The organism is Variovorax sp. 22077 (assembly GCF_052044195.1).
GTDB classification, from domain to species: domain Bacteria; phylum Pseudomonadota; class Gammaproteobacteria; order Burkholderiales; family Burkholderiaceae_C; genus Variovorax; species Variovorax atrisoli.
In genome coordinates this window covers 45,821-71,605 of record NZ_JBQEQC010000024.1, presented here as the reverse complement: position 1 = coordinate 71,605, position 25,785 = coordinate 45,821, and the positions used below count along the sequence as shown (strand labels likewise).

Genomic DNA, 25,785 nt, shown 5'->3' with positions numbered 1-25,785 from the left:
GCAGCGCGGGCTTCGGCAAGAAGAAGCTGCCGGCGTCGGACCGACAGCGCTCCTCTCAGTCGGCACTCACAAGCGCGCGCAGCCAGTCGGGCAAGGTCATCGCCTTCTGCTTCGGAAAGTCGACCCAGATCGTGGTGGCACCGCCGGCGGCGCAGATGACGTCGGGCTCTTCCTCGCGGGCCATGGTGCCCCAGCTCTCGAAGGTGGTGCGGCCCGGGTCGCTCACGTACATCTTGAGCATCACGTTGCCGGGGTACTCGATCTGGCGGTAGAAGTTGCAGAAGGCGTTGACGATCACCATGCCCTCGCCGTCGGGCTGCGGCTCGAAGCCGATGGAGTGCATCCAGTCGATGCGCGCCGTCTCGAGGTAGCGGAAGTAGGTGCCGTTATTGAGGTGGCCCATGGCGTCCATGTCGCCCCAGCGGATGGGAATGGACGTTTCGTACACCAGCTTCTTCTTTTCGGGGATTTCGATTCTCATCGGTGCGCCTTGATGGATGCGAGGATGCCCAGCACGAATAGCGCCGCCGCGGCCCACTCGGTGGCCTGCGGCCAGCGGCCGTCCCAGACGAAGGAATAGAGCAGCGCGAACAGCGTCTCGCTCACGATCAGCTGCCCGCAGAGGCTGGCCGACAGCCGCTGGCTCGCCACGTTCCAGAGAATGGTCGCGAGCCAGGAGGAGCCGAAGCCGCTGGCCAGCGCGATCCATGCGAAGAGCATGCCGTCGGGCCGGGCCTTGAGCGTGGCCGCGTCGCTGCCTGCGACGAGCCACAGCAGCAAGGCGCCAAGGCCCGTGGCCACGCCGAGCCAGTTGGCCCAGTCGGTCGCATTGAGTTCGGTGTGGCGCTGCAGCCAGGCGGCGTTGAGCAGGCCGTACACCGTCCAGCTCGCCATCGAGGCCACCGCCAGCGCGATGCCCCAGCCGAAGCGGGCGCCGGTCTCCGAGCCCGCGCCGTGCTGCGCCGACCATGCGCCGTGGATCATCAGTGCGATGCCCGCGCCCGTGAGCAGCAGCCCGGGCAGCAGCGCACTCATGCGCAGGCCCGCGGGACGGCCCAGCAGCATCATCCAGACAGGGATCGTGCCGATGATGAGGCTGGGCACCTCCGTTCCCGCCGCCTGGATCCCGAAGGCCAGCAGCAGGTAGTAGCCGCTGAACCCCAGCACGCTGAGCCCCAGCGCCGCGAGCGCCTGCTGCGCATTCGGCCAGCGCGATGCGGCCGGCCGCGCGAACACCGCGAGCCCCGAGATGGCGCCGAACACCAGGAAGCGCGCAGCGGTGATGTCGACCATGCCGAAGTGGCCCACCATGCGCGGCGCGACGAACACCAAGCCCCACAGCGCGCCCGCGCCCAGGCCGGCGGCAATGCCGATCCAGGCCCGCGGGCTCAGAGCGCGAACCCGTCGTCGGCCGCGATGACGGCGCCGTTCACGAAGTGGCTCTGGCCGCTGGCCAGCAGCACGATCAGGCCGTCCAGGTCTTCGGGCTTGCCCACGCGCTTGCGCGGCAGCATGTTGACCAGCTTTGCGCCGCCTTCGGTGCTCCAGTGCTCCTCGTTGAGCTCGGTGGTGATGTAGCCCGGGCACAGCGCGTTGACGTTGATGCCGAAGCGGCCCCATTCGAGCGCCATGGCCTTGGTCATCTGTACCACTGCCGCCTTGCTCATGCAATAGGTGCCGATCTGCGGCATGACCTTCAGCGCCGCGGCCGACGCGATGTTGATGATGCGCCCGCCGATGTAGGTGCCCGGCGCGGTGCCCCGTGCACGCGCCAGCATGCGCTTGCCGACCTCCTGCGCCACGAAGAAGGAGCCCTTCACGTTGGTGTCGAAGATGTAGTCGTAGTCGTCGGGGGTCACGTCCTGCAGGCGCTGCGTGGTGCTCACGCCCGAGTTGTTCACCAGGATGTCGATCGGGCCGACCTCGGTCTCGGCGCGCGCCACGGCGGCCTTGATGCTCGCGATGTCGGTCACGTCGAGCTCGACCACGTGGGCGTCGTGGCCCTCGCCTTCGATGCGCGCGCGCAGCTCCTTGAGCTTCTCGATGCGGCGGCTCGCAAGCACCACCGCGGCGCCGGCTCGCGCCAGCGTTTTCGCGAACTGGGCGCCGAGCCCGCTGGAGGCGCCGGTGACGAAGGCCACGCGGCCGGAGAGATCGATGCTGTAAGCCATGGACTGGATCCTGTGGAGTCGCGCAGGTGACGCGGGGAAGCCCCGCCCGCGGGCGACAGGGGGCATGCCTGGACGCCGCATAAAATGCCCCGCAGTCCCGGGCTGCCACCGCGCCCCGAAAAATCATTATCGATCCAACCCACATGACGCACGACGAAATCCTCGCCCAGTTCGGCCCTCGCGAAGCCATGGAATACGACGTGGTCGTGGTCGGAGGCGGCCCCGCCGGCCTGTCGACCGCGATCCGGCTCAAGCAGCTGGCCGCGCAGCAGGAAAAGGAGATTTCGGTCGTGGTGCTCGAGAAGGGCTCGGAGCCCGGCGCGCACATCCTCTCGGGCGCCATCATGGACCCGCGCGCACTCAACGAGCTGCTGCCCGACTGGAAGGAACTCGGCGCGCCGCTGAACCAGCCGGTCACCGACGACGCGATGGTGTTCCTTGGCGAGAAGTCGGGCCTGCGCACGCCCGGCTTCCTGCTGCCGGAATGCTTCCAGAACCACGGCAACTACATCATCAGCCTGGGCGCCTTCACCAAGTGGCTCGCGCAGCAGGCCGAGAACCTGGGCGTGGAGATCTTCCCGGGCTTCCCCGCTGCCGAGGTGCTCTACAACGACGATGGCTCGGTGCGCGGCGTGGCCACCGGCAACATGGGCGTCGGCAAGGACGGCGAGCCCACCGAGAACTTCCAGCTCGGCATGGAGCTGCTGGGCAAGTACACCGTGTTCGCCGAAGGCGCGCGCGGCCACCTCGGCCGCCAGCTCATCGCGAAGTACAAGCTCGACGCCGGCAAGGACCCGCAGACCTACGGCATCGGCGTGAAGGAAGTCTGGGAGATCGACCCCAAGCGCCACCAGCCCGGCTTCGTGCTGCACACCGCCGGCTGGCCGATGAAGAGCGACACCTACGGCGGCGCCTTCCTCTATCACATGGAGGACAACAAGGTCACCATGGGCTTCATCACGGGCCTGGACTACAGCAACCCCTACCTGAGCCCCTTCGAGGAAATGCAGCGCTGGAAGCTTCACCCCAACATCCGCTGGTACCTGGAGGGCGACGAGTCCAAGGGCATCAAGCCTGCAAAGCGCATCGGCTACGGCGCGCGCGCCATCACGGCCGGCGGCCTGATGTCGCTGCCCAAGACGGTGTTCCCGGGCGGCGCGCTGGTCGGCTGCGAGGCCGGCTACCTCAACGTGAGCCGCATCAAGGGCAGCCATGCCGCCATCAAGACCGGCATGCTGTGCGCCGAGGCCGCCTTCGACGCGGTCATGGCCGGCCGCCAGCACGACGAACTCACGGCCTACCCGGCCGCATTCGAGAAGAGCTGGCTCCACACCGAGCTGAACAAGGCCCGCAACTTCAAGGCCTGGTTCAAGAAGGGCCTGGGCATCGCGACCATCATGAACGGCGTGGAGCAATGGCTGCTCAAGGGCCACATCCCATGGACCCTGCGCCGCGACAAGCCCGACCACCTGTACCTGAAGCCGGCGTCCGAGTGCAAGCCCATCGTCTACCCCAAGCCCGACGGCAAGCTCACCTTCGACCGCCTCTCCAGCGTGTTCATCAGCAACACCAACCATGAAGAGCAGCAGCCGGCCCACCTGACGCTCAAGGACCCGACGGTGCCGGTGAACGTCAACCTCGCCAAGTTCGCGGGCCCCGAGAGCCGCTACTGCCCCGCCGGCGTCTACGAGTTCGTCGGCACCGAGGACGGCAAGCAGCGCCTGCAGATCAACGCGCAGAACTGCGTGCACTGCAAGACCTGCGACATCAAGGACCCGACGCAGAACATCGTGTGGGTCACGCCCGAAGGGGGCGGTGGGCCGAACTACGTGGGGATGTAAGGCCCTCGGCCCTCTTCTCTTCCTCCGCTTCTTTTCGCTTCCTTCTGCTCAAGGCCCTCTTCGGAGGGCCTTTTCCTTGGCATGGCCGGAAGGCCCGCCGCCTCAGGCAAGGTATCCGGCGACCTCCTCGGGCGTGAGCAGGCGCACCAGCGACACACGCGACTTCTGCTCCGAATGGAGCACGCGGTCGAACCCGTTCCAGCTGCGGCTGGGCTTGTTCTGCGTGTCCAGTGCGACGAGCACCAGCCGTCCCTGCCTGCGGACGTTCTCGCGCAGCGAACCCTCGCCCCATGACCACGCCATCGGATCGACAAGTTCGCCGTTGCTGAAGGCGTGGGCCTGCAGCCACAGGTACTCGGCCGAGTCGCTGTCACGGTTTGCGTTCGCACCCGCCTCGCCCGCGGGCGCCTGGGGCGGCTGGATGCCCAGCGCCTTGGCGTGCTTGCGCATCAGCTTCTGCAGCAGCGAGAACGCGTGGAAATTGTTGTTGATGGCATGGGCCTTCACCAGCATGCCGGTGCCGGAGGCCGGTAGAACCACGACCAGTTCGTCCTCGTAGGTCAGCTCGGCGGCACCCTGCAGGAAGTGCAGGCCGTCGATCGGCAGCGAATCGTTGACAGCCATCGCATCGATGCGCGCCACCAGTTCGCCGTCGGCCAGCAGGGCGCGGTGGTTGCGCACGTCGCGCATGAGCATGGCCATCAGCGGCAGCACCAGCAGCCCGGCCGCGGCCTGCCGCGCCTCGACCTCGAAACGCTCCTGCGCCGACAGCGCGCCGAGGGCGGCATTGGCGGCCTGCCATTCGGCGAGATCGTCGGGGTCCGCGTCATCGTCGCCTTCGAGCGGCTGCGTCGCGCAGAAGGGCTCGAGCGAGGCGAGCAGGTCGGCCATGAGTTCGAGCGCCGCACCGAAGAGCAGGTGCGGATCGGCCCCGTCCTCCACCAGCGCACCGCAGAACAGGGCGAGCAGCGCGGCACGGTGGGGATGCAGGAGGGGCAGCTGGTCGACAGCCAGTTGCAGCACCTCGTTCTTCTCCGGGCTCTTCATCACCGAGAGGTAGAAATCCCTGACCTCCTCGCGCGAGAAGAACGAGGACTGGGTGTCGAGGTCGGCTTCGCCGATCACCGGCTGCCGCAGCGTTTCGAGGAAATCGGGTGGGAACTGCATCGTCATGTCGTCGTTGTTTCTGCTCAGGAGTCCGGACTTCACACCGGAACCAGGCTGCGCGCCGCCAGCCCGGCGGCCATGGCACCGAAGATGGAGCCCGGCAGCGAGAAGGCCGGTCCGGCCAGCCCGGCAAGCGCTCCCGCGCAGCCGCCAAGGAACATCCACGCCACCAGCGTCCGTCTTCGCCGGTATTGCGGCGAAGGCTTCTCGGCGAACAGGCCGTTTGCCACGAGCCATGCCACGGCGAGTAGCCACAAGACAATGACCGTGAGCATGCAATGTCTCCTGTCGATGAAGGCGCTCGTGCGCGACGGGTTTCGCGATGGGCTCCGAGGCGCAGCCTGCGATCGAGCATGCCACAGGCCTGTCGCCCTCGCCGCCGCCCGCGATCGGACGGGAAATGCACCGCACGCTTATCCTCGGCGCTCACAGGAGACAGGACCCATGCAGATCATCATCACCGGCGGCGCAGGCTTTGTGGGCGCGCGCCTCGCACGCACGCTGCTCAGGCAAGGCAGCCTTTCGCTGGCCGGCGCGCCCGGCAGCCCCATCGAGCGCATCACGCTGGTCGACCGCGCGGCCCCGCCGGCCGACCTTGCGGCCGATGCGCGCATCAGGACCATCACCGGCGACCTGGACGACCAGCTCTCGGCACAGGCCGACGCCACGCCCTGGCGCGAGGCCGACGCCATCTTCCACCTGGCGGCCGCAGTGAGCGGCGAATGCGAGGCCGACTTCGACCTCGGCATGCGCAGCAACTTCGCCGCCACGCATGCGTTGCTCGAACGCGTGCGCGCGCTCGGCACGAAGCCGGTGCTGGTGTTCTCCAGCTCGCTCGCGGTGTTCGGCGACTCGCCCGAGCAGCCCCTGCCGAAGGTGATCGAGGACCACACGCTGCCCACGCCGCAGACGAGCTACGGCATCCAGAAATTCATCGGCGAGCAGCTGGTGGCCGACTTCACGCGCAAGGGCTTCGTGCGCGGGCGCAGCGTGAGGCTCATGACGGTGAGCGTGCGTCCGGGCAAGCCCAACGGCGCGGCCTCGGGCTTCTTCAGCGGAATGATCCGCGAGCCGCTAGCTGGCCTGCGCGCAGCCTGCCCGGTGCCCGACGAGACGCCCGTAGCCATCGCTTCGCCCTCGCGCACCATCGAGGGCATCATCCGCGCCGCCGAGGCGAGCGACGCGCAATGGGGCCCGCGCACCGCGCTGAACCTGCCCTCGCTGCCGACCACGGTGGGCGAGATGGCCGCGGCGCTGGAGCGCGTGGCCGGCAAGGCCGCCACCGCCCTGCTCGACCGCACGCCCGACCCGACGATCATGCGCATCGTGAAGACCTGGCCGGGGCATTTCGAGACGGCGCGCGCCGGGGCGCTGGGGCTGACCGCCGACGACAGCTTCGAGGCAGTGATCCGGGAATACGTCCGTGAAAATCCCGACGCGGTGAAGCTCCCCAGCGTTGCATAGTCAGGTGCGCCTGACGCGCACCTGACTTCAACCCCGGAGACATCATGAAACTCGGCCACATCGCCGCCGCCTGCCTTTCGCTCGCCCTGGGCACTTCCGCCTTCGCCCAGGCCCCCACCGTTCTCAAGATCGGCTACGCGACCTCCAAGGAGTCGCACTACGGCGTGGGCTCCACGGTGTTCTGCGAGGAGATCGAGAAGGGCACGCAAGGCCGCTACAAGTGCCAGCACTTCGCCAACTCGGCGCTGGGCGGCGAGCGCGAGCAGATCGAGGCCATCCAGCTCGGCACGCAGGACCTGGTCAACACCTCGACCGGCCCGGTGGGCAACTTCGTGCCCGAGGTGAAGATCGTCGATATCCCCTTCCTCTTTCGCGACTACGACCACGCGCGCAAGGTGATGGACGGCCCGATCGGCCAGGACATCCTGACCAAGTTCCCGAGCAAGGGCATCATCGCGCTGGCGTGGACGGAGAACGGCTTCCGGCACATGACGAACAGCAAGCGCGACATCGTCAAGCCCACCGACGCGGCCGGCCTGAAGATGCGCACCATGGAGAACAAGGTGCACATGGACGGCTACCGCACCTTCGGCATCCTGCCTACGCCGATGGCCTTCCCCGAGCTCTTCGGCGCACTTCAGCAGGGCACGGTCGACGGGCAGGAGAACCCGATTCCGGTGATCCTGGCTTCGAAGTTCTCGCAGGTGCAGAAGCACCTCTCCCTCACCGGCCACGTCTACTCGCCGGCGCTCCTGCTGCTGTCGCCGAAGGTGTGGAACAAGCTCTCGGACGCCGACAAGAAGGTGTTCACCGAGGCCGCGAAGAAAGCCGCCGTGGCCCAGCGCAAGAAGGTCAACGACGACGAGAACAACGGCATCGCCCAGCTCGAGAAGGACGGCATGAAGGTCACGCGTACCGTCGACGGCGCCGCCTTCCGCGAGGCGCTGAAGCCGGCGTACGTGAGCTACGCCAAGGAATTCGGCGCGGACAACATCAAGAAGATTTCGGACGTCAAGTAAGCCGTCCGAGCCGGCCTTCCGGCAACGCGCCCGGTACGCATGCGTGCGCCGGGCGCTTCGTTTTTCTTCTCTCCCGAAACAACAGAGAACAACTCAAAGTGCAAGCCTTCGAGCGCTACTTTCTCGCCGCCAACCGCTGGGCGCTGATTCTTCTGCTGGCCGCCATGTCGGTCATCATCTTCACCAACGTCGTGCTGCGCTACACCACCAGCCAATCGCTCGAATGGGCCGAGGAGGTGTCGCGCCACATGATGATCTGGCTCACTTTCCTGGGCGCCGGCCCGGTGCTGCGCTACGGCGGGCACATCGCGGTCGAGAACCTGCAGGACGCGCTGCCGCGCGGCGCGGCCATCGCGCTGCGCATCGTCGTCGCCGGGCTGCTGTTCGCCTTCTTCGGCTTCATGGTCTGGTACGGCTGGCTCTACATGCAGCGCACGATGTTCCAGCTCACGGCCGTCACGCAGATTCCCTTCGCCTACATCTACAGCGCGATGCTGTTCGGCGGAGTGCTGCTCGTCGTGCACTGGCTGCTGGTGGTGCGCGGCTACGTGCTGAGGCGCGAGTTCGCGTCCGACGCGCACTTCGACGCCAACGCGAGCGCGTCGCTGTAAGGAGAACGACCGTGGATGCAAGCCTCGTTCTCATCGTCTCCGCCTGCGTGTTCCTGGCCATCGGCGTGCCGGTGGCCTTCGCGCTGGGCCTTTCCACCGTCACCACGCTGATCCTGGCGGAGAACTACCCGCTGATGGTGCTGCTGAAGGAAACCTTCACCGGCATCGACAGCTTCCCGCTGATGGCGGTGCCCTTCTTCATCCTGGCCGCCGAGCTGATGAGCGGCGGTTCGCTCACCGAGGTGCTGCTGCGCTTCGCAGGCCAGTTCGTGGGCCACCGGCGCGGCGGGCTGGGCTACACCAACGTGGTGTCGCTGACCTTCTTCTCGGGCATCTCGGGCTCGGCGCTGGCCGACGCGGCGGGGCCGGGGTCGATGCTCATCAGGATGATGGACAAGGCCGGCTACGACCGCTCCTACGCGGCGGCGCTCACCGCCTCGACCGCGATCGTGGGGCCGATCATCCCGCCCTCGATCATCATGATCATCTACGCGCTGCAGGACGAGACGGTCTCGGTCGGCACGCTGTTCGCGGCGGGCATCCTGCCGGGCATCCTGATCGCGGTGGCGATGTGCCTGGTGAACTACCACGTCTCGAAGAAGCGCAACTACAAGGGCGACGGGCAGACGCCGCCGCTGCGCGAGATCCTCGTCACGACGTGGAAGGCGATTCCCGCGATCCTGTTGCCGGTGGTCATCCTGGGCGGCATGCGCGCGGGCTGGTTCACGCCCACCGAGGCCTCGGTGGTGGCGGTGTTCTATGCGCTGGTGTGCGGCAAGTTCGTCTACCGCACGCTCGAATGGAAGGCGCTGCCGGACATCCTCTCGCGCTCGGCCCTGCTTTCGGCCTCGGTGCTGATCATCATCGGGCTGTCGGCGTCGTTCGCGTGGGTCCTGACGATCGAGGGCATCCCGCAGCAGATGGCCGAGTGGCTGATCGGCATGAACCTCTCGCCGTGGATGTTCCTGATCATCGTCAACATCTTCCTGCTGCTCTTCGGCATCTTCATCGAGCCTCTGCCGGGCGTGATGGTGCTGGCGCCGATCCTCGCGCCGGTGGCGGTGAAGCTGGGCGTGGACCCGGTGCACTTCGCGATGATCGTGATCTTCAACCTCACGCTCGGCATGATCACGCCGCCGGTGGGCGGCCTGCTGTTCGTGACCTGCAACGTATCGAAGGTGCCGATGACGGCGCTGGTGAAGGAGCTTGTGCCGTTCCTGTGGGCGCACGGCGCGGTGCTGCTGATCCTGACCTTCGTGCCGGCGCTGAGCACCTGGCTGCCGCACACGCTCGGGTTCAAGTAGCGCCGCGACCTCGACCGCCGGCGCTCAGCCGGGCCGGTGCAGGTACTGGCTCGGCGGCACGCCCAGCGTGCGCCGGAACATGGCGGTGAAGGCGCTCGGGCTCTCGTAGCCGTGGGCCAGCGCCACCTCCAGGATCGACGCGCCCGCTGCCAGCCGGGGCAGGCTCAGCAGCAGCCTCGCCTGCCGGCACCACGCACCGAAGTTCATTCCCGTCTCGCGCTGGAACAGGCGAGCGAGCGTGCGGGTGTTCATGTGCAGGCGCAAGGCCCACTCTTCCAGCGTCGCGGGCAGCGAAGGATCGCGCACCAGTTCCTCGCACAACGCGGCCAGCCGGGCATGGCGCGGCATCGGCACATGCAGCGAGAGCGCCGGCGCGGCCTCGATCTCGTCGAGGATCAGCTCCATCACGCGCTCGTCGCGGCTGCCCGGCGCGTAGTCCAGCGGCAGCGACACGGCCGTGACGATCAGCTCCCGCAGCAGCGCGCCGACGTGGATCACGCGGCATTCGCTGCCCAGGTCGGCACGCGTGCCCGGCTCGACGAACACCGTGCGCATGCGAACCTCGCCGGCCATGCGGATGCGGTGCTCCATGCCGCCGGGCACCCACACGCCGCGGCCGGTCGGCACCACCCAGCTGCCGGCGGCGGCGCTCACCAGCATCACGCCCGAGATCGCGTGGATGAGCTGGCCGCGCCGGTGCGTGTGCGGCGGAATGAAGGCGTTGCCGGCAGGGTCGGTCGCCAGCACCGCGACCGCGCGCGGGGTGGATTCGCCTTGCTCGGGGCGGAGGTCGATCGCTTTGTCCATTTCTCGACGATGCTTGCCAATTCGTAGCAGGAACATCTTCTCACGGCTTCCTACGATGCTTTTTTCACTCCTACCGCAAACGAAAGAAGCATCCGTCATGAACAAGCGCCGACTCGGGCTGCTCACCGGCACCCATGCCGTCAACGACCTCTACCAGGGCCTCGTGCCCGCCCTGCTGCCGTTCATGGTGCTGGAGCGCGGCTACAGCTACACCGCCGTCAGCGGGCTGATGCTGGCGGCCACCGGCCTGTCGAGCGTGGTGCAGCCGCTGTTCGGCCTGTACGCCGACCGCCACCCGCGCAGCTGGCTGGTGCCCACGGGCTTTCTGGTGGCAGCGCTGGGCGTGGTGCTGGCGGGGCTGAGCCAGAGCTACCTGCTGACCTGGATCGCGATGGCGCTGTGCGGCCTGGGCATCGCGGCCTACCACCCGCCGGCCACGGTGGCTGCACGCGCGGCCGGCGGCGGCTCGCAGAAGGCGATGAGCGTGTTCTCCGTGGGCGGCACCATCGGCGCCTCGTTCGCGCCGGTGCTGGCGGCCACGGCCGTGGGCGGCGGCAGCCTGTCGCGCAGCTACCTGCTGGGCGTGCCCGCGCTGGCGATGGGCCTGGTGTGGTTCGTCGTGAACACCCGGCGCGGAGCGGCCTCGGGCAGTGCCGCCGCGGGGGCGCGAAAGGCCGGCGACCATCTGATGAAGCCGCACAACGACTGGCGCGCCTTCGGGCTGCTGGTGGCGACCATCGTGGGCTGGTCGATCCCATACGTCACGGTGATGTCGATGCTGTCGCTGCGCATCACGCGCGACCTGCACGGCTCGGCCTTCCAGGGCGCGGCGGCGCTCACCGCGTTCACTGCGGCGGGCGCGGTCGGCACGCTGCTCGGTGGGTGGCTGGGCGACCGCATCGGGCGCATGGGCACGATCCGCGCGGGCTACCTCTTCGCGCTGCCCTCGCTCGCGGGCATCGTGCTCGCACCGAGCGCCGGCTGGGCGCTGGCCTGCACCGGACTCTTCGGCCTGTGCATGTTCCTGCCCTTCGCGGCGCAGGTGACGCTCGCGCAGGACTACCTTCCGCGCAACCCGGCCACCGCCAGCGGCATCGCGCTGGGGCTGGCGCTGTCGGTGGGCGGGCTGGTCTCGCCGCTCTTCGGCATGCTGTCGGACGCGCGCGGCCTCGGCGTGACGCTGACCGCCGTGCTCTGCCTGCTGTGCGTGGCGGCGGTGCTCGCGCTGCAGCTGCGCAATCGCACCATGCAGACGATGCCTGTCGACGCCGAGGGAGCCGCCGCCTGAAAGCGGCCCGGCGCATGTTCGCTGCCAGAATCGGGCGCAGGGCCGAAGGGCCGGCGAAACGACAAGGAGGGACACTGCGCCATGAATCGATTCCTGAGCTGCGTATTGGGGAGCACGCTGCTGGCTCCGGCTGCCTTCGGCGCCGGGCCGACGACGGCGGTAGCGCCAGGAGCGCCGGTAGCGCCAATAGCGCCGACGACGCCGGCAGCCGCCGCCGCGCCGGCCGATCCCGCAGCAGGCATCCGTGAAGTCGAGTCTGCAGTGCGCGCCTGGGCCGCGGCATGGTCCGCACGCGACGTGACTCGCTACCTCGCCGCCTACGCGCCCGACTTCACCCCGCCGCGCGGCCAGGACCGCAAGGCATGGGAGGCCGACCGCCGCGCCCGCATCGAGGAGAAGGCCGCCATCAGCGTGGAGATCGACAGCCTCGTCATCAGCCTCAAGGGACAGGCGGCCACCGCCAGCTTCCAGCAGACCTACAGCGCCGACAAGCTGCGCGAGAAGAGCCGCAAGACGCTGGAGCTTCAGCGCGTCGGGGGCCGCTGGCTCATCCGCAAGGAGGGCGCGGGCGGATGATGCAGGCGCCCGGACCAATGGCCCTGTAAGCCAAACGGTTCACGAAGGTGTCACCGCTTGCAACCATGCTGCAGCCTTCGTTTCCCCAAGGCTGTGGCTGCCATGTTTCCCACCAAGACCGACAAGGCGCGCAACGAACTCCAGGGCGGACAGCGCACGCTCACCCAGCGCGAACGCGCCCTGCTGCTGATGGCCGACGGCCGGCGCTCCCTGACCGACTTCAGTCCCCTCTTCCCCAACCGCGATGAAGCCGAGCGGACGATCCAGGCGCTGATCGACAAGGGCTACCTGCAGGGCCCCAAGGCTGCAGCCGCACCGGCCGAGCCTCCCGCACAGCCCGCGCCCTCGCCCATCCCGGCCGTCGAGCCGATCCAGGTCGCCACCGCCGCCGACACCTTCGACGGCAAGCGCTCGCTGGCGACCACACGCATGTTCCTGTTCGACATCTGCGAGCGCATGTTCGTGCGCCGCGACCCGAAGTTCGCACTGCAGATGCGCGACGCCCTGCGCGAGGCGCGCGACCGCGAGGCGATGCTGACCATCGCCGCGCTGATGCTCACCGAGATCGAGAAGACCGCCGGCGTGGAGCGCGCCGAATCGCTGCGCGAGCGCATCGACCGGCTGCTGCCGCCGGCCGAAGTGATTCACTGAAGACCCCGGCCGGGGCTGTGACACCATCGCCGGGTGAATCTTTCCTCGCGTCCCCCACCCGCGCTGTCCGAGCGGCTTCGCAACTGGGCCAGGCGCCTCAAGCGCGACGGCGTCACGCTCTGGTTCGCCTGCCGGCACGCCGCCACGCCCTGGTATGCCAAGGCGCTGGGCGTGTTCGTGGTGGCCTATGCCCTGAGCCCGATCGACCTGATCCCCGACTTCGTGCCGGTGCTGGGCTACGTCGACGACGTGCTGCTGCTGCCGGGGCTGATCTGGCTCACGATCAGGCTGATTCCGGCATCCGTCCTCGCCGAATGCCGTTTGCAGGCCGATGCCTGGATCCAGCGTGCCGGCTCCAGGCCGACCAGCCGCTGGGGCGCCGCGCTGGCCGTGGCGGTGTGGATTGCGGTCGCCGCCGGGGGCTGGTACCTGTGGGCGCGCTGATCGCAAAAGCCCGAATCGCCGGCCATGCCGCGCGATCCACTACACTCCCCGGGGTCAGGAGAGAGCCCCGCATGCCGGGGCCGCCGAAGGCGCAGGGGGAAGTTTCCCCCGAACGCTCAGGCAAAAGGACTGACGAGGCGCCGGTGAAAACCGGCGTTTCCTTGCTGGAGAGAGGCCGCCGCCAAACACAGGCAGCGGCCCACCGAAGGAGCAAACCCCGATCGTGGGGCGAATCTCTCAGGTAAAGCGGACAGCAGGGGTGGCCCATGGCTTGCGTCATGGATTTCGACTGCCCCTTTGGAGTGCCCCGTGGCCGCTTCCTCCGCATCCGCTACCGAACTTCTCAAGACGCCGCTGTACGACCTCCACCTGGAGCTGGGCGCACGCATGGTGCCCTTCGCCGGCTATTCGATGCCGGTCCAGTACCCCGCCGGCCTGATGGCCGAGCACAAGCACACGCGCGACGCGGCCGGTCTGTTCGACATCTCACACATGGGCCAGCTGCGCCTGGTCGGCCCCGACGCCGCGGCCGCGTTCGAGACCCTGATGCCCGTCGACGTGATCGACCTGCCCGCCGGCAAGCAGCGCTACGGCCTGCTGCTGAACGACGAGGGCGGCATCCTCGACGACCTGATGTTCTTCAACGAGGGCAACGGCTCGATCTTCGTGATCGTCAACGGCGCCTGCAAGGCGGCCGACATCGCCCACATCCAGCAGAAGATCGGCTCGCGCTGCGAGGTGCGCCCCCTGCCCGACCATGCCCTGCTCGCGCTGCAGGGCCCACAGGCCGCGGCCACGCTGGCGCGGTTGTCGCCCGGCGTCGAGCGCTTCGTGTTCATGACTGGCGGCGCTGTGCAGATCGGCGGCATTGCGGCCTTCGTCACCCGCAGCGGCTACACCGGCGAAGACGGCTTCGAGATCTCGGTGGCCGCATCCGACGCCGAACGCCTCGCCCGCCTGCTGCTGGCCCAGCCCGAGGTCAAGCCCATCGGCCTGGGCGCGCGCAATTCGCTGCGGCTCGAAGCGGGCCTGTGCCTCTACGGCAACGACATCGACACCACCACCACGCCCGTCGAGGCCTCGCTCAACTGGGCGATGCAGAAGGTGCGCCGCGCGGGCGGTGCGCGCGAAGGCGGTTTTCCGGGCGCGGCCAGGGTGCTTGCGCAGCTCGCCACGGCCACTGCCGGCGCGGCCGGCCGCACCGACCACGACACGCTGAAGCGCAAGCGCGTGGGCCTCGTGGCGCTGGAGCGCATTCCGGTGCGCGACGACACGGTGCTGCAGTCTTTCGAAGGCCAGGACATCGGCCTCGTCACCAGCGGCCTGCTCGGCCCCACGGCCGACCGCTGCATCGCCATGGGCTACGTGGCCACCGCGTTCGCCGAACCCGGCACGCGCGTGCAGGCCATCGTGCGAGGCAAGCCGGTGCCGATGGAGGTGTCGACCATGCCCTTCGTGCCCACCCGCTACTACCGCGGCTGAACGGCTAGGCTCTGTACCCCGAAACATTTTTTCCACGAGGAGTTTTTCCACCATGAGCATCAAGTACACCAAGGACCACGAATGGGTGTCGGCCGAAGGCGACGCGGCCACCGTCGGCATCACCGTGCATGCGCAGGACGCGCTGGGCGACGTGGTGTTCGTCGACCTGCCCGAGATCGGCAAGACCTTCGCCCAGGGCGAAGTCGCCGGTGTCGTCGAATCGGTGAAGGCCGCCGCCGACGTGTTCATGCCCGTCTCGGGCGAGATCACCGAAGTGAACGAAGCGCTGCGCGCCGACCCCTCTCTCGCCAACAGCGACCCGCTGGCCGCCGGCTGGTTCTTCAAGGTCAAGCTGAGCGACCCCTCGCAGCTCGACGCGCTGCTGGACGCGGCCTCGTACGACAAGTTCGCTGCCGAGTCCTGATCCCAGAAATCGGACAGCCGAACGCAGAAGGAATACAAGAACCAGGCAGAAGTCGCAGAAGAAACCGAATCAACTCCTGGTTCTCCTTCCGCGACCTCTGCAAAACCTTCGCGACTTCCGCGTTCTGACCCCGCTCCCCCGCCCCAAGCTCTTATCACCAGCCCTGCCATGTCGAAGCCCGCTGCCCTCCCCACCCTGCAAGAACTCGAGAACGCCGAAGAATTCATTGCCCGCCACATCGGCATCGATGCGGCGGACGAGGCGCGCATGCTGCCGGCGATCGGGTCGGAAACGCGCGCGGAGCTGATCGACGGCATCGTGCCCGCCGCCATCCGCCGTGCCAGGCCGATGCGCCTGCCCGCGCCGGTGACCGAAGCCGACGCGCTGGCCGAGCTGAAGGCGATGGCGTCGAAGAACAAGGTGCTGCGCAACTTCATCGGCCAGGGCTACTACGGCAACCACACGCCGGGCGTGATCCTGCGCAACATCCTCGAGAACCCCGCCTGGTACACCGCCTACACGCCCTACCAGGCCGAGATCTCGCAGGGCCGCATGGAAGCCCTGCTCAACTTCCAGACGATGGTGTGCGACCTCACGGGCATGGCCATCGCCAACGCCTCGATGCTCGACGAGGCCACCGCCGCCGCCGAGGCCATGACGCTCGCCAAGCGCAGCGTGAAAAGCAAGAGCAACGTGTTCCTCGTCTCGGGCGACTGCCATCCGCAGACCATCGAGGTCATCAAGACCCGTGCCGCGCCGCTGGGCATCGAGGTCAAGGTGAGCACCGTGTCGGAAACGCTGCCGCACCTGATGGTGAGCGGCGCCTTCTTCGGCGTGCTCGCGCAGTACCCTGCCACCACCGGCCACGTGCACGACCTGCGTCCGCTCGCGGGCCACGCGCACCAGTGCGACGCGGCCTTCATCGTCGCGGCCGACCTGCTGGCGCTGACGCTGCTCGCGCCTCCGGGCGAATGGGGTGCCGACATCGTCTGCGGCACCACGCAACGCTTCGGCATGCCGCTGTGCAACGGCGGCCCGCACGCCGCCTACCTGGCCTGCCGCGACGAGTTCAAGCGCTCGCTGCCGGGCCGCCTGGTGGGCGTGAGCGTCGACACGCACGGCCAGCCGGCCTACCGCCTCGCGCTGCAGACGCGCGAGCAGCACATCCGCCGCGAGAAGGCCACCTCCAACATCTGTACCGCGCAGGTGCTGCCGGCCGTGGTGGCCAGCATGTACGCCGTGTACCACGGGCCCGACGGCCTCACACGCATCGCGCAGCGCGTGGCTGCCCTCACCGCCGTGCTGGCCAAGGGCCTCGCGCAGATGGGCCGCGAGCCGGTGAATGCCACCGCGTTCGACTCGCTGACCATCCGCACCGGCGAAGACACGCAGGCGATCATCGAGCGCGCGCAGGCAGCAGGCGTCAACCTGCGCCAACGCCTGCAGCAGCACCTGGGCATCTCGCTGGACGAGACCAGCACGCGCGCCGACGTCGAAATGCTGTGGGCCCTGTTCGCGCCCGCCGGCACGCAGGCGCCGCGCTTCGACGAGCTCGCCGGCAACACCACGCCGCTGATCCCCGAAGACCTGCGCCGCACCAGCGCATTCCTCACGCACCCGGTGTTCAACACCCACAAGAGCGAGACGGCGATGCTGCGCTACATCCGCAGCCTGTCGGACAAGGACCTCGCGCTCGACCGCAGCATGATCCCGCTGGGCAGCTGCACCATGAAGCTCAACGCGACCAGCGAGATGATCCCCATCACCTGGCCCGAGTTCGCCAACATCCACCCCTTCGCGCCGGCCGACCAGCTGCAGGGCTATGCCCAGCTCGACGCCCAGCTGCGCGCCTGGCTGTGCGAGGCCACGGGCTACGCGGGCATCAGCCTGCAGCCCAACGCGGGTTCGCAGGGCGAGTACGCGGGCCTGCTGGCCATCAAGTCCTTCCACGAGGCCAAGGGCCAGGGCCACCGCAACATCTGCCTGATTCCGTCTTCCGCGCACGGCACCAACCCGGCCAGCGCACAGATGGTCGGCCTGCAGGTGGTGGTGACGGCCTGCGACGCGCAGGGCAACGTCGACATCGACGACCTCAAGCGCGCCTGCGAGAAGCACAGCGCCAACCTGGCCGCGGTGATGATCACCTACCCCAGCACCCACGGCGTGTTCGAGACCCGCGTGAAGGAGCTGTGCGAGCTGGTGCATGCGCACGGCGGCCGCGTGTACGTGGACGGCGCCAACATGAACGCGCTGGTCGGCGTGGCCGCGCCGGGCGAGTTCGGCGGCGACGTGAGCCACCTGAACCTGCACAAGACCTTCTGCATCCCGCACGGCGGCGGCGGCCCCGGCGTCGGCCCCGTCTGCGTGGTCGAAGACCTCGTTCCCTACCTGCCGGGCCACGCAACGGCTGGCGTGCCTTCCAACGGCGTGGGCGCGGTGTCGGCCGCGCCGCTGGGCAACGCGGCGGTGCTGCCGATCAGCTGGATGTACTGCCGCATGATGGGCGCCAAGGGCCTGCAGGCCGCGACCGAGACGGCCATCCTGAGCGCCAACTACATCAGCGCGCGCCTGAAGGACCACTATCCCACGCTGTACGCGAGCCCCAACGGGCACGTCGCGCACGAGTGCATCCTCGACCTGCGCCCGCTGAAGGACACCAGCGGCGTCACCGCCGAAGACGTGGCCAAGCGCCTGATCGACTACGGCTTCCATGCGCCCACGCTGAGCTTCCCCGTGCCCGGCACGCTGATGGTGGAGCCGACCGAGAGCGAGCCGCTGGCCGAGCTCGACCGCTTCATCGACGCGATGATCGCCATTCGAGGCGAGATCCGCCGCATCGAGGAAGGCGTCTGGCCGAAGGAAGACAACCCGCTCAAGCACGCGCCGCACACGGCCGCCAGCCTGCTGGGCAGCGAGTGGAGCCACGCCTACTCGCGCGAACTCGGCGCCTTCCCGCTGGCTTCGCTCAAGACCGCGAAGTATTGGCCGCCCGTCGGCCGCGTCGACAACGTCTACGGCGACCGCAACCTGTTCTGCAGCTGCGTGCCGGTGAGCGAGTACAGCGAGCAGGCCGAAGAGGCTTGAGCGAAAGGCCCTGCGAAGCCTTCTACTGCGAAGGCTCGCGGCGGTAGGTCGCCCACTTTACCGTCAGGATGTCCGCCGCGATCTTCGCGGCGTTGACGCCCGCGTAGGGCTCGGATGGATCGAACTGGAATGCCTCGCGGTAGCGCCTGACCTGCGCGTAGTCCTGGTCGAAGGTCATCGGGCCCATCAGCTCGGCCGGGTCGGTGCCCGCGGGAAGCGCGAGGAATTTCTCCGAATCGGTGGCACTCTGGTAGAGGTCAACGCTCATCAGGTTCATGGGTGTGTCTCCGAGCTTGGTTTTCGACCAGCCAAGGCTCGGCGACCCCGAGGAGCCGTGCAATCGGTGCGGGCCTACATCGCGCGCCGGAGCAGGCCCACGGCGCCGGCAAGCCCCGCCGTCAGGGCTGCTTCTTCTTCGCGATCTCGCCGGTGGCGATCTGCTGGCGCAGCCCGCGCAGGCTGGCCTTGGCCTTGCGCTCGTTCTCGGGCCCCATGCGCACCAGGATCTTCTGGCCCGCGGAGAGCGACTCCAACTGCTGGTCGACGTATTCGTAGCGCACCCAAGGGCGCTGCGAGGGCACGTCGCCCTTCACCTCCACAAGCCGCACCTGCACCGGGCCCTTGGGCTCCGGCGCCTGCAGCAGGTGGTCGATGACGGCGATGAGCCTGTCGTTGAAGTAGCGGCCCGGATAGCCGAGTTCTTCGTACGCCTGCTGGAACAGCGGATAGAGCTTTGCATACACGGCGGCGGCCTTCGCCGGATCGACCGACTCGGCCAGCAGCACGATGCCGTTGTAGCGCGCCGCGTTGTTGGCGGCGATGGTCTGCACCCCGCCCTGCGGCCCCTCGGTGATGAAGCGCTGGCCCGCGGGCTGCACCGGCCACACGCTTGGCGGCGCGTGCTCGCGCGGCAGGTTGTCGACGGTGGCGACGAAGCGCCGCACGATGCCGTCGGGCCGCAGGAACTCGGCGACCCTCTTGGCGCCGAGAAGCTCGCTCAGCGCCTTCGTCACGCGCGCATCGGAATCGGCCAGCTTGGGCAATGCCGGGTCAGGCTGCGCCAGCGCATCGACCGGGTTCTGCGGGCCCGTGGGCGCTGCGGCAGGCGGCGGTGCAGCAGGCGCGTCGTTGGGTGCGGCGGCCACCGGCACGGGCTCGGCGGGTTTCTGCTGTTGCTGCTGATACCAGCGCCAGCCGAAGAACGCGGCTGCGAGCAGCACGAGCACGCCCACGACGATGGTGCCGATGGGCGTTTCACGGCGGGGTCTGAACTCGGGGGCGTCGCGGGTGTCGCGGTTGTCGCTGTCGGACATACGGGCGGTTTCCTTGTGCTGGAGTGTCAGGAAGGCGAGCGGCTATGGTGCACCAGATCGGGTCATGGCCGGCCCGCCTCGTCGTAACGCCCTGTGACGCGGCTGTCGCGCCGAAGTTCAGCAAGAAGCTCGGCAGGTTCAGCCCGGCTGCGCGCTCAGCGACTGCAGCCACGCCAGCGTGGCCTGCAGCTCGGCCGGGCGAATCTCGTGCGCACCGGGGAAGTCCGTGCCCGACAGCGCCAGCGGCAGGGTGCGCGCCAGCTCGCGCGTGGCCTGCGCCGCGCTCGGCGGAATCACGTTGTCGGCGCTGCCGTGGCTCACCCACAGCGCCTTGCCCTCGAAGGCCTCGGGCGGCGCGATGTGCGGCACCACCTGCGGCAGCAGCCGGCTGTGCCACACCATCGCGGCGCGCACGCTCGCGGGCCTGGTCAGCAGCAGCGACAGCGCCATGATCCCGCCCTGGCTGAAGCCGCCGACGATCACGCGCTCCGGCGGCACGCCCAGCTGCTGCGCGGCCGAGGCGACCATCTCGCCGACGAGGAAGCGGCTTTCGCGCTCCTGCTCCTCGTCGATGCGGCGCTCGCCGTTGGGCAGCACCTGGAACTCGAACCACGCATAGGCATCGGGCGACAGCACATAGGGCGCGCGCAGGCTCAGCACGTGGAACTGCGGCGGCATCATGCGCGCGAGGCCGAACAGGTCCTGCTCGTTGCTGCCGACGCCGTGCATCAGCACCAGCAGCCAGGGCTCGCGGGCATCGGGTTGCGCGCCGTGCGCGAGGAATTTCAGGGGCAGGTGAAGCTGGGTCATGGTCTGGGCGGATGTGATGTTGTTCGTCTCTTCCTTCGGATCAGCGGAAGCCCAGCGCCAGCGCGCGGGTGAGCTCGGCCGACGGAATCTCGCGGCAGCCGGTCGCGTTCTGCCCCGACCACAGCGGAGAGAAGTCGCCACTGCCCTTCGCTTCGGCCTTGGCGCGCAGCGGCGCGATGGCCGAGGTAGCCAGCGGAAACTCCGGCGCCGCCTTGCCGATGGGCCCGAGGTCGCGCATCACGCGGTTGACGATGCCGCGCGCCGGCCGGCCGGTGAAGAGATTGGTGAGCGCCGTGTGCCGCGCCGCCTCGCTCTTGAGCGCCGCGCGGTGGACCGCGCTGGTCGTCGCCTCGGGCGTGAGCATGTAGGCCGTACCGATCTGCACGCCCGCCGCGCCCAGCGACATCGCCGCCGCCACGCCGTCGGCATCGGCGATGCCGCCAGCGGCGATCACCGGCAGCTTCACCGCCTTAACCAGCTGCGGCAGCAGCGCGAAGGTGCCCAGCTGCTTCGTCAGGTCGTGCGAGAGGAAGTGGCCGCGATGCCCGCCGGCCTCCAGCCCCTGGGCGATCACCGCGTCGGCGCCGTGCGCCTCGAGCCAGAGCGCCTCGTCCACCGTGGTGGCCGAGGCCAGCACCTTCGCGCCCCAGCCATGCACCTGCGCCAGCAGCGCCTCGGAAGGCAGCCCGAAATGGAAGCTCACGACCGGCGGCTTGAACTCGGCCAGCAGCGCGGCCACCTCGGCGCTGAAGGGGTTGCGACCCGGCCCGGCCGGAATGCTCGCGGCGTCGATGCCGTACTCGGCGTAGTAAGGCGCCAGCGCGCTGCGCCACGTGGCCTCGCGCTCGGCGCTGGGCTCGGGCGGGGTGTGGCAGAAGAAGTTGACGTTGTAGGGCTTGTCGGTGCCCGCGCGGATCGCGGCGATCTCGCTGCGCAGCGCGTCGGTGCTCAGCATGGCTGCCGGCAGCGAACCCAAGCCGCCGGCATTGCTGACCGCGATGGCCATCGCGCTGCCTTGTATGCCGGCCATCGGGGCCTGGATGAGGGGGAGTTCGGTGCCGAGAATCTGCTGCAGCGAGGTGGTTGTCATTCGAGGGCGCTCCTTTGTCGGATGCCGTCCATTCTCCAGCCAAGCCCTTGGGCGCCGCCGCGGCAGGGTCATCGCCCGGTGCGGCGACGACCCGGGTTCAGGAGGGCCTCACTCCTCGCTGGTCCACTCCACCTGCACGCCCAGGCTGCGCAGGTTCTCGACGAAGCGCGGATGCGCGCGGCGGATCGGCGCCGCGTTGCGGATCTCGGAGCGGCCCTCGATGCTGGCCGCCACCATGAAGAGCGCGATCGCCACGCGGATGATGTAGGGGCTCTCGACCACCGCCGGCGTCAGCGGATTGCCGCCGAAGGTGATGAGCCGGTGCGGGTCGGACGAGAACACGTGCGCGCCGAACTTCGAGAGCTCGCCCGTCCAGCCCAGCGCGCCGTCGTAGACCTTGTTCCAGAACATCGCGTTGCCCTGGGCACGCACGCCCAGCGCGATGAAGATCGGCAGCAGGTCCACCGGGAAGTACGGCCACGGCGCCGCCTCCACCTTGGTGAGCACGTTGCTCGTGAACGGCGTCTGCACCTTCAGCGGGCCGCTGCGCACGGCGCGCGACCAGCCTTCCTTGTGCTCGATCTGCACGCCGAACTTGGCGAAGGTGCGGTCCAGCAGCGGAAAGTTCTCCGGCGCGCTGTTGCGCACGACCACGTCGCCGCCGGTGATGGCGCCCAGCGCGAGGAAGGTGGTGATCTCGTGGAAGTCTTCGTCGAAGCGGAACTCGCCGCCCTTGAGCGCGCCGCCGCCATGCACGGTGAGCCGCGAGGTGCCGATGCCCTCGATGCGCACGCCGATCATCGCCATGAAGCGGCAGAACTCCTGCACGTGCGGCTCGGAAGCCGCATTGGTCAGCGTCGAGGCGCCGTCCGTCGCGGCGGCGCACAGCACGAAGTTCTCGGTGGTCGTCACCGAGGCGTAGTCCAGCCAGTGGTCGGTGGGCATCAGCCGGCCCATGCTGCGCACGAGCAGCGAGCCCTCGGTGCGCTCCACCTCGCCGCCGAAGCGCTGGAACACCTCCACGTGCGGATCGATCTCGCGCACGCCCAGCGTGCAGCCCTTGACGTTGTCCTCCAGCCGGGCCACGCCGAAGCGCGCCAGAAGCGGCGGCACCAGCATGATCGACGAGCGCATCTCCTCCGGCAGCCGGTGGCGCGATGCGTCGAAAGCCGTCTCGCGGTGGTGCAGCTCCAGCGTGCCCGTCTCGTGGTCCATGCGAACGTCGCTGCCCAGGGTGCGGAAGATGTCGAGGATCTTGCGCACGTCGGTGATGTCGGGCACGCCATGCAGGCGAAGCGGCTCCCAGGTGAGAAGCGTGGCGCAGAGCACCGGCAGCACTGCGTTCTTGTTGGCGGAAGGGGTGATGCGGCCACGCAGCGGCGTACCGCCGTGCACGATGAGGTTGGACATGGAGAGGAGAGAAAGCGCGAAAGCGACCGGATGGGAGGCGGCAGTAAAGATTCGGAAATAGTCCGAAACGGGAGACAGGACTTTACCGCCTGAACGCGCCACGAACGGCGCCGAAGTTGTAAGAACTTCAACGCTGGAGCCGCTCAAATAACAATTCTTTCGCGTTACATCGAGCAAATTCCAGCGCACCCGATGGTCACGCCGGGCGCCGCCTACGCACCGAACAGCAGGGTCGCCAGCATCCAGGCCGCCCACAGAGCTGCATAACCGGCAGCCAACAGCACGCCCACGAATGCGATGGCGTACGCGATTCGGCGGCTGCCCGTTGGTGCAGCAGGCACGTGACGCCAGTAGATCCAGACCGCCCAGGCCAGGAGAGTCGCCCCCTCGAGGACAAGGGCGAGGCTCGGCGCAAAAGCTCCCAATGCGAGAAACGCCTTGCTCCCGATGAACCCTGTCAGCATCCCGATGAAAGGCGAGGCGATAGCCCAGAGCGCGATATGCAAACCAAGTCGCCAGCCCGGCTTCATCGCAGCGCCTCGCCCTTGAAGAAGTGCAACGGCATGGGTTGCTCCCACCCGGGCGTTTGGTAGCCGGCCACATGGACCTCCGGCACGTAACCCATCACGCTTCTCAGGAGCGCAGCCAAATACGAGCTGCTGTTGTATTCACCGGGATTCATCTTGTCGCCCCGCAGCTTGGCCGGAGGACGATAGGGCGAGACATAGCTTGCAAAGTTGGTGGCACGAATCACCAACTCCCGTGCAAAGGTCTCGCGACTCATCCCGGCCGGCGGATCGAGCGGAATCTTGACGATCACCCCGCCGGGCATGCCTGTTGACATTTTCCTCCCTTGATTGGCCAGATGCCCTGGCGATGCCCGGCGCATGGTATCGATTCAGGCATGTGCCGCCAGCGGGCCCAAAGTCCTGTTCCCCCACAACGTGCGTTTTTCCGCAAGTTGAAGCGTGCCGCGCTCACGCGGCGGTTGGCAACGCCGCACCGTCCGCTTGCGCAGGTAGTTGAAGGCCCGTCGAAGTCGACCGAGGTTTACGGGTTCAGCGATCCTTCCACGTGCCAGTCGAAGCCTGAGCTTCGAGCGGACCCATTCGCGACGAACTTGTTACTCACCCGCCCTGCCCTTGTCCAAATAAATTGGTTGCCTCCCGCCAGCTCCCGCTGGCCAGGCAACCTCGAAAGGACAAGACAAATGAACCCTTCCTACACCGGCGGCTGCGCATGCGGCGCGATCCGCTACGAGATCCCCTCCGAGCCGATCTTCCAGAACCACTGCCAGTGCCTCGACTGCCAGCACAAGAGCGGCACCGGCCACGGCTCGTACCTGAGCTTCATGCGCAGCGGCGTGAAGCAGACCGGCAGCGCCGCGCTGTGGGACATGGTCGGCGACAGCGGCAACGTGAAGACCCGCGCCTTCTGCCCCGCCTGCGGCTCACCCGTGTACATGACCTATGCGGCGATGCCGGACGTCATCACCGTGCATGCCGCGAGCCTCGACGATCCGAGCCGGTTCAAGCCGCAGGCGGTGACTTATGCAGTGCGCGGATACGAATGGGATGTGCTGGACCCGGCGCTGACCAGATTCGAGAAGATGCCGCCGGGCCAGTGAGCGATCTAGCTCGTCAGCGCCTCGCACTGCACTTCGATCCGCTCATGAAGCAGCCCCAGCGCCGCCGACAGCAGCCGCTGCAGCGAGCTGCGCTGCCCCGCGTCGAACAGCGGCGCAGGGTCCGCATCGGATGAAGCGGCATCGCGCCGGTCTTCATCCCAGCCGAGCAGCTGGACGAGCGTCTGCGCGCCCTGCACGACGTCGCGCGCATCGTTGAGGAATGCGGCCTGGCTTTGCCGCGAAGCATCGAGGCGCTCGCCCTGGACCCACTCGAAGGGCCTGAACTGGGCTGTGGGACGGTAGGACGCGCCGGCGCAGCGGGCATCGGCGCCTGCCGCGTCGTTCGAAGAAGCATTGGCCATGTGTGGGCCTCCCAAGGATGTCGATTTGCAGAAACCGACGCACCCGCTGCTAAACGGGGGCGGCAGCTCGAACGGGTTAGCAGACCGGGACATCCTTGCGGAAACCGGCAGGGCGCGAGCCCTCCCGTTCGAGCCGCCTAAAAGAGGTTCGAACGAAAAAGCCGCAGACCAAGTGCGGTAGCTGCGGCTTTCGTCGCAGGATGTCAGCGGGCTGCTAAACCCGGCCTCGCTCATCACGAGGCGGGGGCAATGTAAGCGCTGTAGATGACGCACGTCAAGCTGAGCCCCCCGCCCCGTTCGCCCATACTCGCGGCTTCACACAGGAGGTTGGCGTGAGCATTCAGCGTACTGGAGGATGCGTCTGCGGGTCGGTGCGTTTCGTCGCCCATGGCGAGCCTGCTCGCACCTTGCAGTGTCACTGCAGGTTCTGCCAGCGGATGACCGGCTCGACTTCTTATGCGCAGTCGACGTATCCGATGGAAGCGGTGCGGTTCTCGGGCGAACCGATGTCGCGCTACTCGCACAGATCGGAAACCAGCTCGAAGCAGGTGCACGTTCATTTCTGCCCCAGGTGCGGAACCACGCTGTCGCTCACCTTCGAGCGCTGGCCGGAGTTCCGGGCGATTTCCCGGGGCGCCTTCGACGACCCGAACTCCGTTTCGATCAGCACCCACATCTGGACCAGCTCGGCGCAGACGGGGGTGATGCTTCCCCCGGGAACGGACTGCTTTCAGCTTGCCCGAGCCGACCTGGCCGGCTCGCCACAGACGCCGGAGTGCTTCGACACACCGAGGTTTGCGCGTGGAAGCGATGCGTGACGCCGCAGGCGCTTCATCGCGC

The 25,785-nt window shown here is 68.2% G+C and carries 28 protein-coding genes and 2 riboswitches; of the genes, 14 read left to right on the top strand and 14 right to left on the bottom strand.

Annotation, left to right across the window (positions count from 1 at the left end; translation table 11 throughout):
* Window positions 1-55: 55 nt before the first annotated feature.
* From ACTJLF_RS27880 to ACTJLF_RS27870, 3 genes are read right to left on the bottom strand one after another with little or no spacing between them, the layout of a single operon-like run.
* Window positions 56-481: an acyl-CoA thioesterase gene (locus tag ACTJLF_RS27880; protein WP_440884328.1), complete on the bottom strand. Its 426-nt coding sequence runs from the start codon at window positions 479-481 to the stop codon at window positions 56-58.
* Window positions 478-1,368 carry a DMT family transporter gene (locus ACTJLF_RS27875; protein WP_440884350.1) on the bottom strand — a complete coding sequence of 297 codons (891 nt, stop codon included), beginning with the start codon at window positions 1,366-1,368 and terminating at the stop codon, window positions 478-480. Before ACTJLF_RS27875 ends, ACTJLF_RS27880 begins: the two co-directional genes overlap by 4 nt.
* A 20-nt stretch (window positions 1,369-1,388) precedes the next feature.
* Window positions 1,389-2,171 carry an SDR family oxidoreductase gene (locus ACTJLF_RS27870; RefSeq protein ID WP_019651975.1) on the bottom strand — a complete coding sequence of 261 codons (783 nt, stop codon included), beginning with the start codon at window positions 2,169-2,171 and terminating at the stop codon, window positions 1,389-1,391.
* A 143-nt stretch (window positions 2,172-2,314) separates the two neighbouring features.
* Here ACTJLF_RS27870 and ACTJLF_RS27865 point away from each other — a divergent pair, with 143 nt between their 5' ends.
* A complete protein-coding gene (locus ACTJLF_RS27865) occupies window positions 2,315-4,012 on the top strand; it encodes an electron transfer flavoprotein-ubiquinone oxidoreductase (RefSeq protein ID WP_019651974.1) in 1,698 nt (565 codons plus the stop codon).
* A 102-nt stretch (window positions 4,013-4,114) separates the two neighbouring features.
* Here ACTJLF_RS27865 and ACTJLF_RS27860 read toward each other — a convergent pair whose 3' ends face one another.
* Together ACTJLF_RS27860 and ACTJLF_RS27855 are read right to left on the bottom strand one after the other, a co-directional pair.
* Entirely contained in the window at window positions 4,115-5,185 is a 1,071-nt protein-coding gene (locus ACTJLF_RS27860) for a hypothetical protein (RefSeq protein WP_440884327.1), read from the bottom strand.
* A 32-nt stretch (window positions 5,186-5,217) separates the two neighbouring features.
* A complete protein-coding gene (locus ACTJLF_RS27855) occupies window positions 5,218-5,454 on the bottom strand; it encodes a hypothetical protein (protein WP_184603990.1) in 237 nt (78 codons plus the stop codon).
* Window positions 5,455-5,623: 169 nt separating this feature from the next.
* On the opposite strand from ACTJLF_RS27855, the gene denD reads away from it, so the two are divergent.
* From denD to ACTJLF_RS27835, 4 genes are all read left to right on the top strand, one after another.
* Entirely contained in the window at window positions 5,624-6,643 is a 1,020-nt protein-coding gene (denD, locus tag ACTJLF_RS27850; RefSeq protein ID WP_440884326.1) for a D-erythronate dehydrogenase, read from the top strand.
* Window positions 6,644-6,687: 44 nt separating this feature from the next.
* A complete protein-coding gene (locus ACTJLF_RS27845; RefSeq protein ID WP_126182257.1) occupies window positions 6,688-7,662 on the top strand; it encodes a TRAP transporter substrate-binding protein in 975 nt (324 codons plus the stop codon).
* A 98-nt stretch (window positions 7,663-7,760) separates the two neighbouring features.
* Window positions 7,761-8,273 (top strand): TRAP transporter small permease, encoded by a 513-nt coding sequence (locus tag ACTJLF_RS27840; RefSeq protein WP_126182258.1) that lies wholly within the window; start codon window positions 7,761-7,763, stop codon window positions 8,271-8,273.
* A gap of 11 nt (window positions 8,274-8,284) precedes the next feature.
* On the top strand, window positions 8,285-9,577 hold the full coding sequence (locus tag ACTJLF_RS27835; protein ID WP_126182259.1) for a TRAP transporter large permease: 1,293 nt from the start codon (window positions 8,285-8,287) through the stop codon (window positions 9,575-9,577).
* A gap of 24 nt (window positions 9,578-9,601) precedes the next feature.
* On the opposite strand, the gene ACTJLF_RS27830 is transcribed toward ACTJLF_RS27835, so the two are convergent.
* Window positions 9,602-10,384 (bottom strand): AraC family transcriptional regulator, encoded by a 783-nt coding sequence (locus ACTJLF_RS27830; RefSeq protein ID WP_440884325.1) that lies wholly within the window; start codon window positions 10,382-10,384, stop codon window positions 9,602-9,604.
* Window positions 10,385-10,481: 97 nt separating this feature from the next.
* Between ACTJLF_RS27830 and ACTJLF_RS27825 the strand changes: the two genes are divergently transcribed.
* The 7 genes from ACTJLF_RS27825 to gcvP all read left to right on the top strand — a co-directional run bounded on the left by ACTJLF_RS27825 (window position 10,482) and on the right by gcvP (window position 18,333).
* A complete protein-coding gene (locus ACTJLF_RS27825; protein ID WP_440884324.1) occupies window positions 10,482-11,672 on the top strand; it encodes an MFS transporter in 1,191 nt (396 codons plus the stop codon).
* Between the two features lie 81 nt (window positions 11,673-11,753).
* Complete coding sequence (locus tag ACTJLF_RS27820) at window positions 11,754-12,248, top strand: L,D-transpeptidase Cds6 family protein (protein WP_080647784.1); 495 nt, start codon at window positions 11,754-11,756, stop codon at window positions 12,246-12,248.
* Between the two features lie 102 nt (window positions 12,249-12,350).
* Window positions 12,351-12,899, top strand: coding sequence for a hypothetical protein (locus tag ACTJLF_RS27815; RefSeq protein WP_019651964.1), 549 nt, complete (start codon window positions 12,351-12,353; stop codon window positions 12,897-12,899).
* A gap of 33 nt (window positions 12,900-12,932) precedes the next feature.
* Complete coding sequence (locus ACTJLF_RS27810) at window positions 12,933-13,343, top strand: YkvA family protein (RefSeq protein ID WP_440884323.1); 411 nt, start codon at window positions 12,933-12,935, stop codon at window positions 13,341-13,343.
* Window positions 13,344-13,396: 53 nt separating this feature from the next.
* A riboswitch (glycine riboswitch) is annotated at window positions 13,397-13,477 on the top strand.
* Between the two features lie 20 nt (window positions 13,478-13,497).
* Window positions 13,498-13,607: riboswitch (glycine riboswitch) on the top strand.
* 45 nt (window positions 13,608-13,652) lie between these two features.
* The gene (gene gcvT / locus ACTJLF_RS27805; protein ID WP_440884322.1) at window positions 13,653-14,825 is read left to right on the top strand and encodes a glycine cleavage system aminomethyltransferase GcvT; all 1,173 of its coding nucleotides are present in this window, start codon (window positions 13,653-13,655) and stop codon (window positions 14,823-14,825) included.
* Between the two features lie 52 nt (window positions 14,826-14,877).
* The gene (gcvH, locus tag ACTJLF_RS27800; RefSeq protein WP_019651961.1) at window positions 14,878-15,249 is read left to right on the top strand and encodes a glycine cleavage system protein GcvH; all 372 of its coding nucleotides are present in this window, start codon (window positions 14,878-14,880) and stop codon (window positions 15,247-15,249) included.
* A 168-nt stretch (window positions 15,250-15,417) separates the two neighbouring features.
* On the top strand, window positions 15,418-18,333 hold the full coding sequence (gene gcvP, locus ACTJLF_RS27795; RefSeq protein ID WP_354323938.1) for an aminomethyl-transferring glycine dehydrogenase: 2,916 nt from the start codon (window positions 15,418-15,420) through the stop codon (window positions 18,331-18,333).
* Window positions 18,334-18,355: 22 nt separating this feature from the next.
* Here the strand turns inward: gcvP and ACTJLF_RS27790 are convergent, their stop codons facing one another.
* The 7 genes from ACTJLF_RS27790 to ACTJLF_RS27760 all read right to left on the bottom strand — a co-directional run bounded on the left by ACTJLF_RS27790 (window position 18,356) and on the right by ACTJLF_RS27760 (window position 23,800).
* A complete protein-coding gene (locus tag ACTJLF_RS27790; RefSeq protein ID WP_132798399.1) occupies window positions 18,356-18,610 on the bottom strand; it encodes a hypothetical protein in 255 nt (84 codons plus the stop codon).
* 121 nt (window positions 18,611-18,731) lie between these two features.
* Window positions 18,732-19,646, bottom strand: a complete 915-nt coding sequence (locus ACTJLF_RS27785; RefSeq protein ID WP_126182268.1) for a DUF3014 domain-containing protein — start codon at window positions 19,644-19,646, stop codon at window positions 18,732-18,734.
* Window positions 19,647-19,784: 138 nt separating this feature from the next.
* Window positions 19,785-20,456 (bottom strand): alpha/beta hydrolase, encoded by a 672-nt coding sequence (locus ACTJLF_RS27780; RefSeq protein WP_132751438.1) that lies wholly within the window; start codon window positions 20,454-20,456, stop codon window positions 19,785-19,787.
* 40 nt (window positions 20,457-20,496) lie between these two features.
* Entirely contained in the window at window positions 20,497-21,546 is a 1,050-nt protein-coding gene (locus ACTJLF_RS27775) for an NAD(P)H-dependent flavin oxidoreductase (RefSeq protein ID WP_019651956.1), read from the bottom strand.
* 108 nt (window positions 21,547-21,654) lie between these two features.
* A complete protein-coding gene (locus tag ACTJLF_RS27770; protein WP_440884321.1) occupies window positions 21,655-22,956 on the bottom strand; it encodes a UDP-N-acetylglucosamine 1-carboxyvinyltransferase in 1,302 nt (433 codons plus the stop codon).
* Window positions 22,957-23,168: 212 nt separating this feature from the next.
* On the bottom strand, window positions 23,169-23,486 hold the full coding sequence (locus ACTJLF_RS27765; RefSeq protein ID WP_440884320.1) for a hypothetical protein: 318 nt from the start codon (window positions 23,484-23,486) through the stop codon (window positions 23,169-23,171).
* Window positions 23,483-23,800 carry a hypothetical protein gene (locus ACTJLF_RS27760; RefSeq protein WP_132798403.1) on the bottom strand — a complete coding sequence of 106 codons (318 nt, stop codon included), beginning with the start codon at window positions 23,798-23,800 and terminating at the stop codon, window positions 23,483-23,485. The genes ACTJLF_RS27765 and ACTJLF_RS27760 overlap by 4 nt, the downstream gene beginning before the upstream one ends.
* 366 nt (window positions 23,801-24,166) lie before the next feature.
* On the opposite strand from ACTJLF_RS27760, the gene ACTJLF_RS27755 reads away from it, so the two are divergent.
* On the top strand, window positions 24,167-24,583 hold the full coding sequence (locus ACTJLF_RS27755) for a GFA family protein (RefSeq protein WP_354323948.1): 417 nt from the start codon (window positions 24,167-24,169) through the stop codon (window positions 24,581-24,583).
* A gap of 5 nt (window positions 24,584-24,588) precedes the next feature.
* On the opposite strand, the gene ACTJLF_RS27750 is transcribed toward ACTJLF_RS27755, so the two are convergent.
* Window positions 24,589-24,945 carry a hypothetical protein gene (locus ACTJLF_RS27750; RefSeq protein WP_019651952.1) on the bottom strand — a complete coding sequence of 119 codons (357 nt, stop codon included), beginning with the start codon at window positions 24,943-24,945 and terminating at the stop codon, window positions 24,589-24,591.
* 332 nt (window positions 24,946-25,277) lie between these two features.
* On the opposite strand from ACTJLF_RS27750, the gene ACTJLF_RS27745 reads away from it, so the two are divergent.
* On the top strand, window positions 25,278-25,763 hold the full coding sequence (locus ACTJLF_RS27745) for a GFA family protein (RefSeq protein WP_126182272.1): 486 nt from the start codon (window positions 25,278-25,280) through the stop codon (window positions 25,761-25,763).
* The last annotated feature ends 22 nt before the right edge of the window (window positions 25,764-25,785 follow it).

What these genes read in the sequence shown, in the direction of transcription:
- ACTJLF_RS27880 (WP_440884328.1), bottom strand. Translation starts at nt 481, where the DNA reads ATGAGAATCGAAATCCCCGAAAAGAAGAAGCTGGTGTACGAAACGTCC.
- ACTJLF_RS27755 (WP_354323948.1), top strand. Translation starts at nt 24,167, where the DNA reads ATGAACCCTTCCTACACCGGCGGCTGCGCATGCGGCGCGATCCGCTAC.
- ACTJLF_RS27785 (WP_126182268.1), bottom strand. Translation starts at nt 19,646, where the DNA reads ATGTCCGACAGCGACAACCGCGACACCCGCGACGCCCCCGAGTTCAGA.
- ACTJLF_RS27815 (WP_019651964.1), top strand. Translation starts at nt 12,351, where the DNA reads ATGTTTCCCACCAAGACCGACAAGGCGCGCAACGAACTCCAGGGCGGA.
- ACTJLF_RS27855 (WP_184603990.1), bottom strand. Translation starts at nt 5,454, where the DNA reads ATGCTCACGGTCATTGTCTTGTGGCTACTCGCCGTGGCATGGCTCGTG.
- gcvP (WP_354323938.1), top strand. Translation starts at nt 15,418, where the DNA reads ATGTCGAAGCCCGCTGCCCTCCCCACCCTGCAAGAACTCGAGAACGCC.
- ACTJLF_RS27825 (WP_440884324.1), top strand. Translation starts at nt 10,482, where the DNA reads ATGAACAAGCGCCGACTCGGGCTGCTCACCGGCACCCATGCCGTCAAC.
- ACTJLF_RS27750 (WP_019651952.1), bottom strand. Translation starts at nt 24,945, where the DNA reads ATGGCCAATGCTTCTTCGAACGACGCGGCAGGCGCCGATGCCCGCTGC.
- ACTJLF_RS27775 (WP_019651956.1), bottom strand. Translation starts at nt 21,546, where the DNA reads ATGACAACCACCTCGCTGCAGCAGATTCTCGGCACCGAACTCCCCCTC.
- denD (WP_440884326.1), top strand. Translation starts at nt 5,624, where the DNA reads ATGCAGATCATCATCACCGGCGGCGCAGGCTTTGTGGGCGCGCGCCTC.
- ACTJLF_RS27760 (WP_132798403.1), bottom strand. Translation starts at nt 23,800, where the DNA reads ATGTCAACAGGCATGCCCGGCGGGGTGATCGTCAAGATTCCGCTCGAT.
- ACTJLF_RS27870 (WP_019651975.1), bottom strand. Translation starts at nt 2,171, where the DNA reads ATGGCTTACAGCATCGATCTCTCCGGCCGCGTGGCCTTCGTCACCGGC.
- ACTJLF_RS27820 (WP_080647784.1), top strand. Translation starts at nt 11,754, where the DNA reads ATGAATCGATTCCTGAGCTGCGTATTGGGGAGCACGCTGCTGGCTCCG.
- ACTJLF_RS27765 (WP_440884320.1), bottom strand. Translation starts at nt 23,486, where the DNA reads ATGAAGCCGGGCTGGCGACTTGGTTTGCATATCGCGCTCTGGGCTATC.
- ACTJLF_RS27845 (WP_126182257.1), top strand. Translation starts at nt 6,688, where the DNA reads ATGAAACTCGGCCACATCGCCGCCGCCTGCCTTTCGCTCGCCCTGGGC.
- ACTJLF_RS27780 (WP_132751438.1), bottom strand. Translation starts at nt 20,456, where the DNA reads ATGACCCAGCTTCACCTGCCCCTGAAATTCCTCGCGCACGGCGCGCAA.
- ACTJLF_RS27790 (WP_132798399.1), bottom strand. Translation starts at nt 18,610, where the DNA reads ATGAACCTGATGAGCGTTGACCTCTACCAGAGTGCCACCGATTCGGAG.
- ACTJLF_RS27865 (WP_019651974.1), top strand. Translation starts at nt 2,315, where the DNA reads ATGACGCACGACGAAATCCTCGCCCAGTTCGGCCCTCGCGAAGCCATG.
- ACTJLF_RS27860 (WP_440884327.1), bottom strand. Translation starts at nt 5,185, where the DNA reads ATGACGATGCAGTTCCCACCCGATTTCCTCGAAACGCTGCGGCAGCCG.
- gcvH (WP_019651961.1), top strand. Translation starts at nt 14,878, where the DNA reads ATGAGCATCAAGTACACCAAGGACCACGAATGGGTGTCGGCCGAAGGC.
- ACTJLF_RS27830 (WP_440884325.1), bottom strand. Translation starts at nt 10,384, where the DNA reads ATGGACAAAGCGATCGACCTCCGCCCCGAGCAAGGCGAATCCACCCCG.
- ACTJLF_RS27770 (WP_440884321.1), bottom strand. Translation starts at nt 22,956, where the DNA reads ATGTCCAACCTCATCGTGCACGGCGGTACGCCGCTGCGTGGCCGCATC.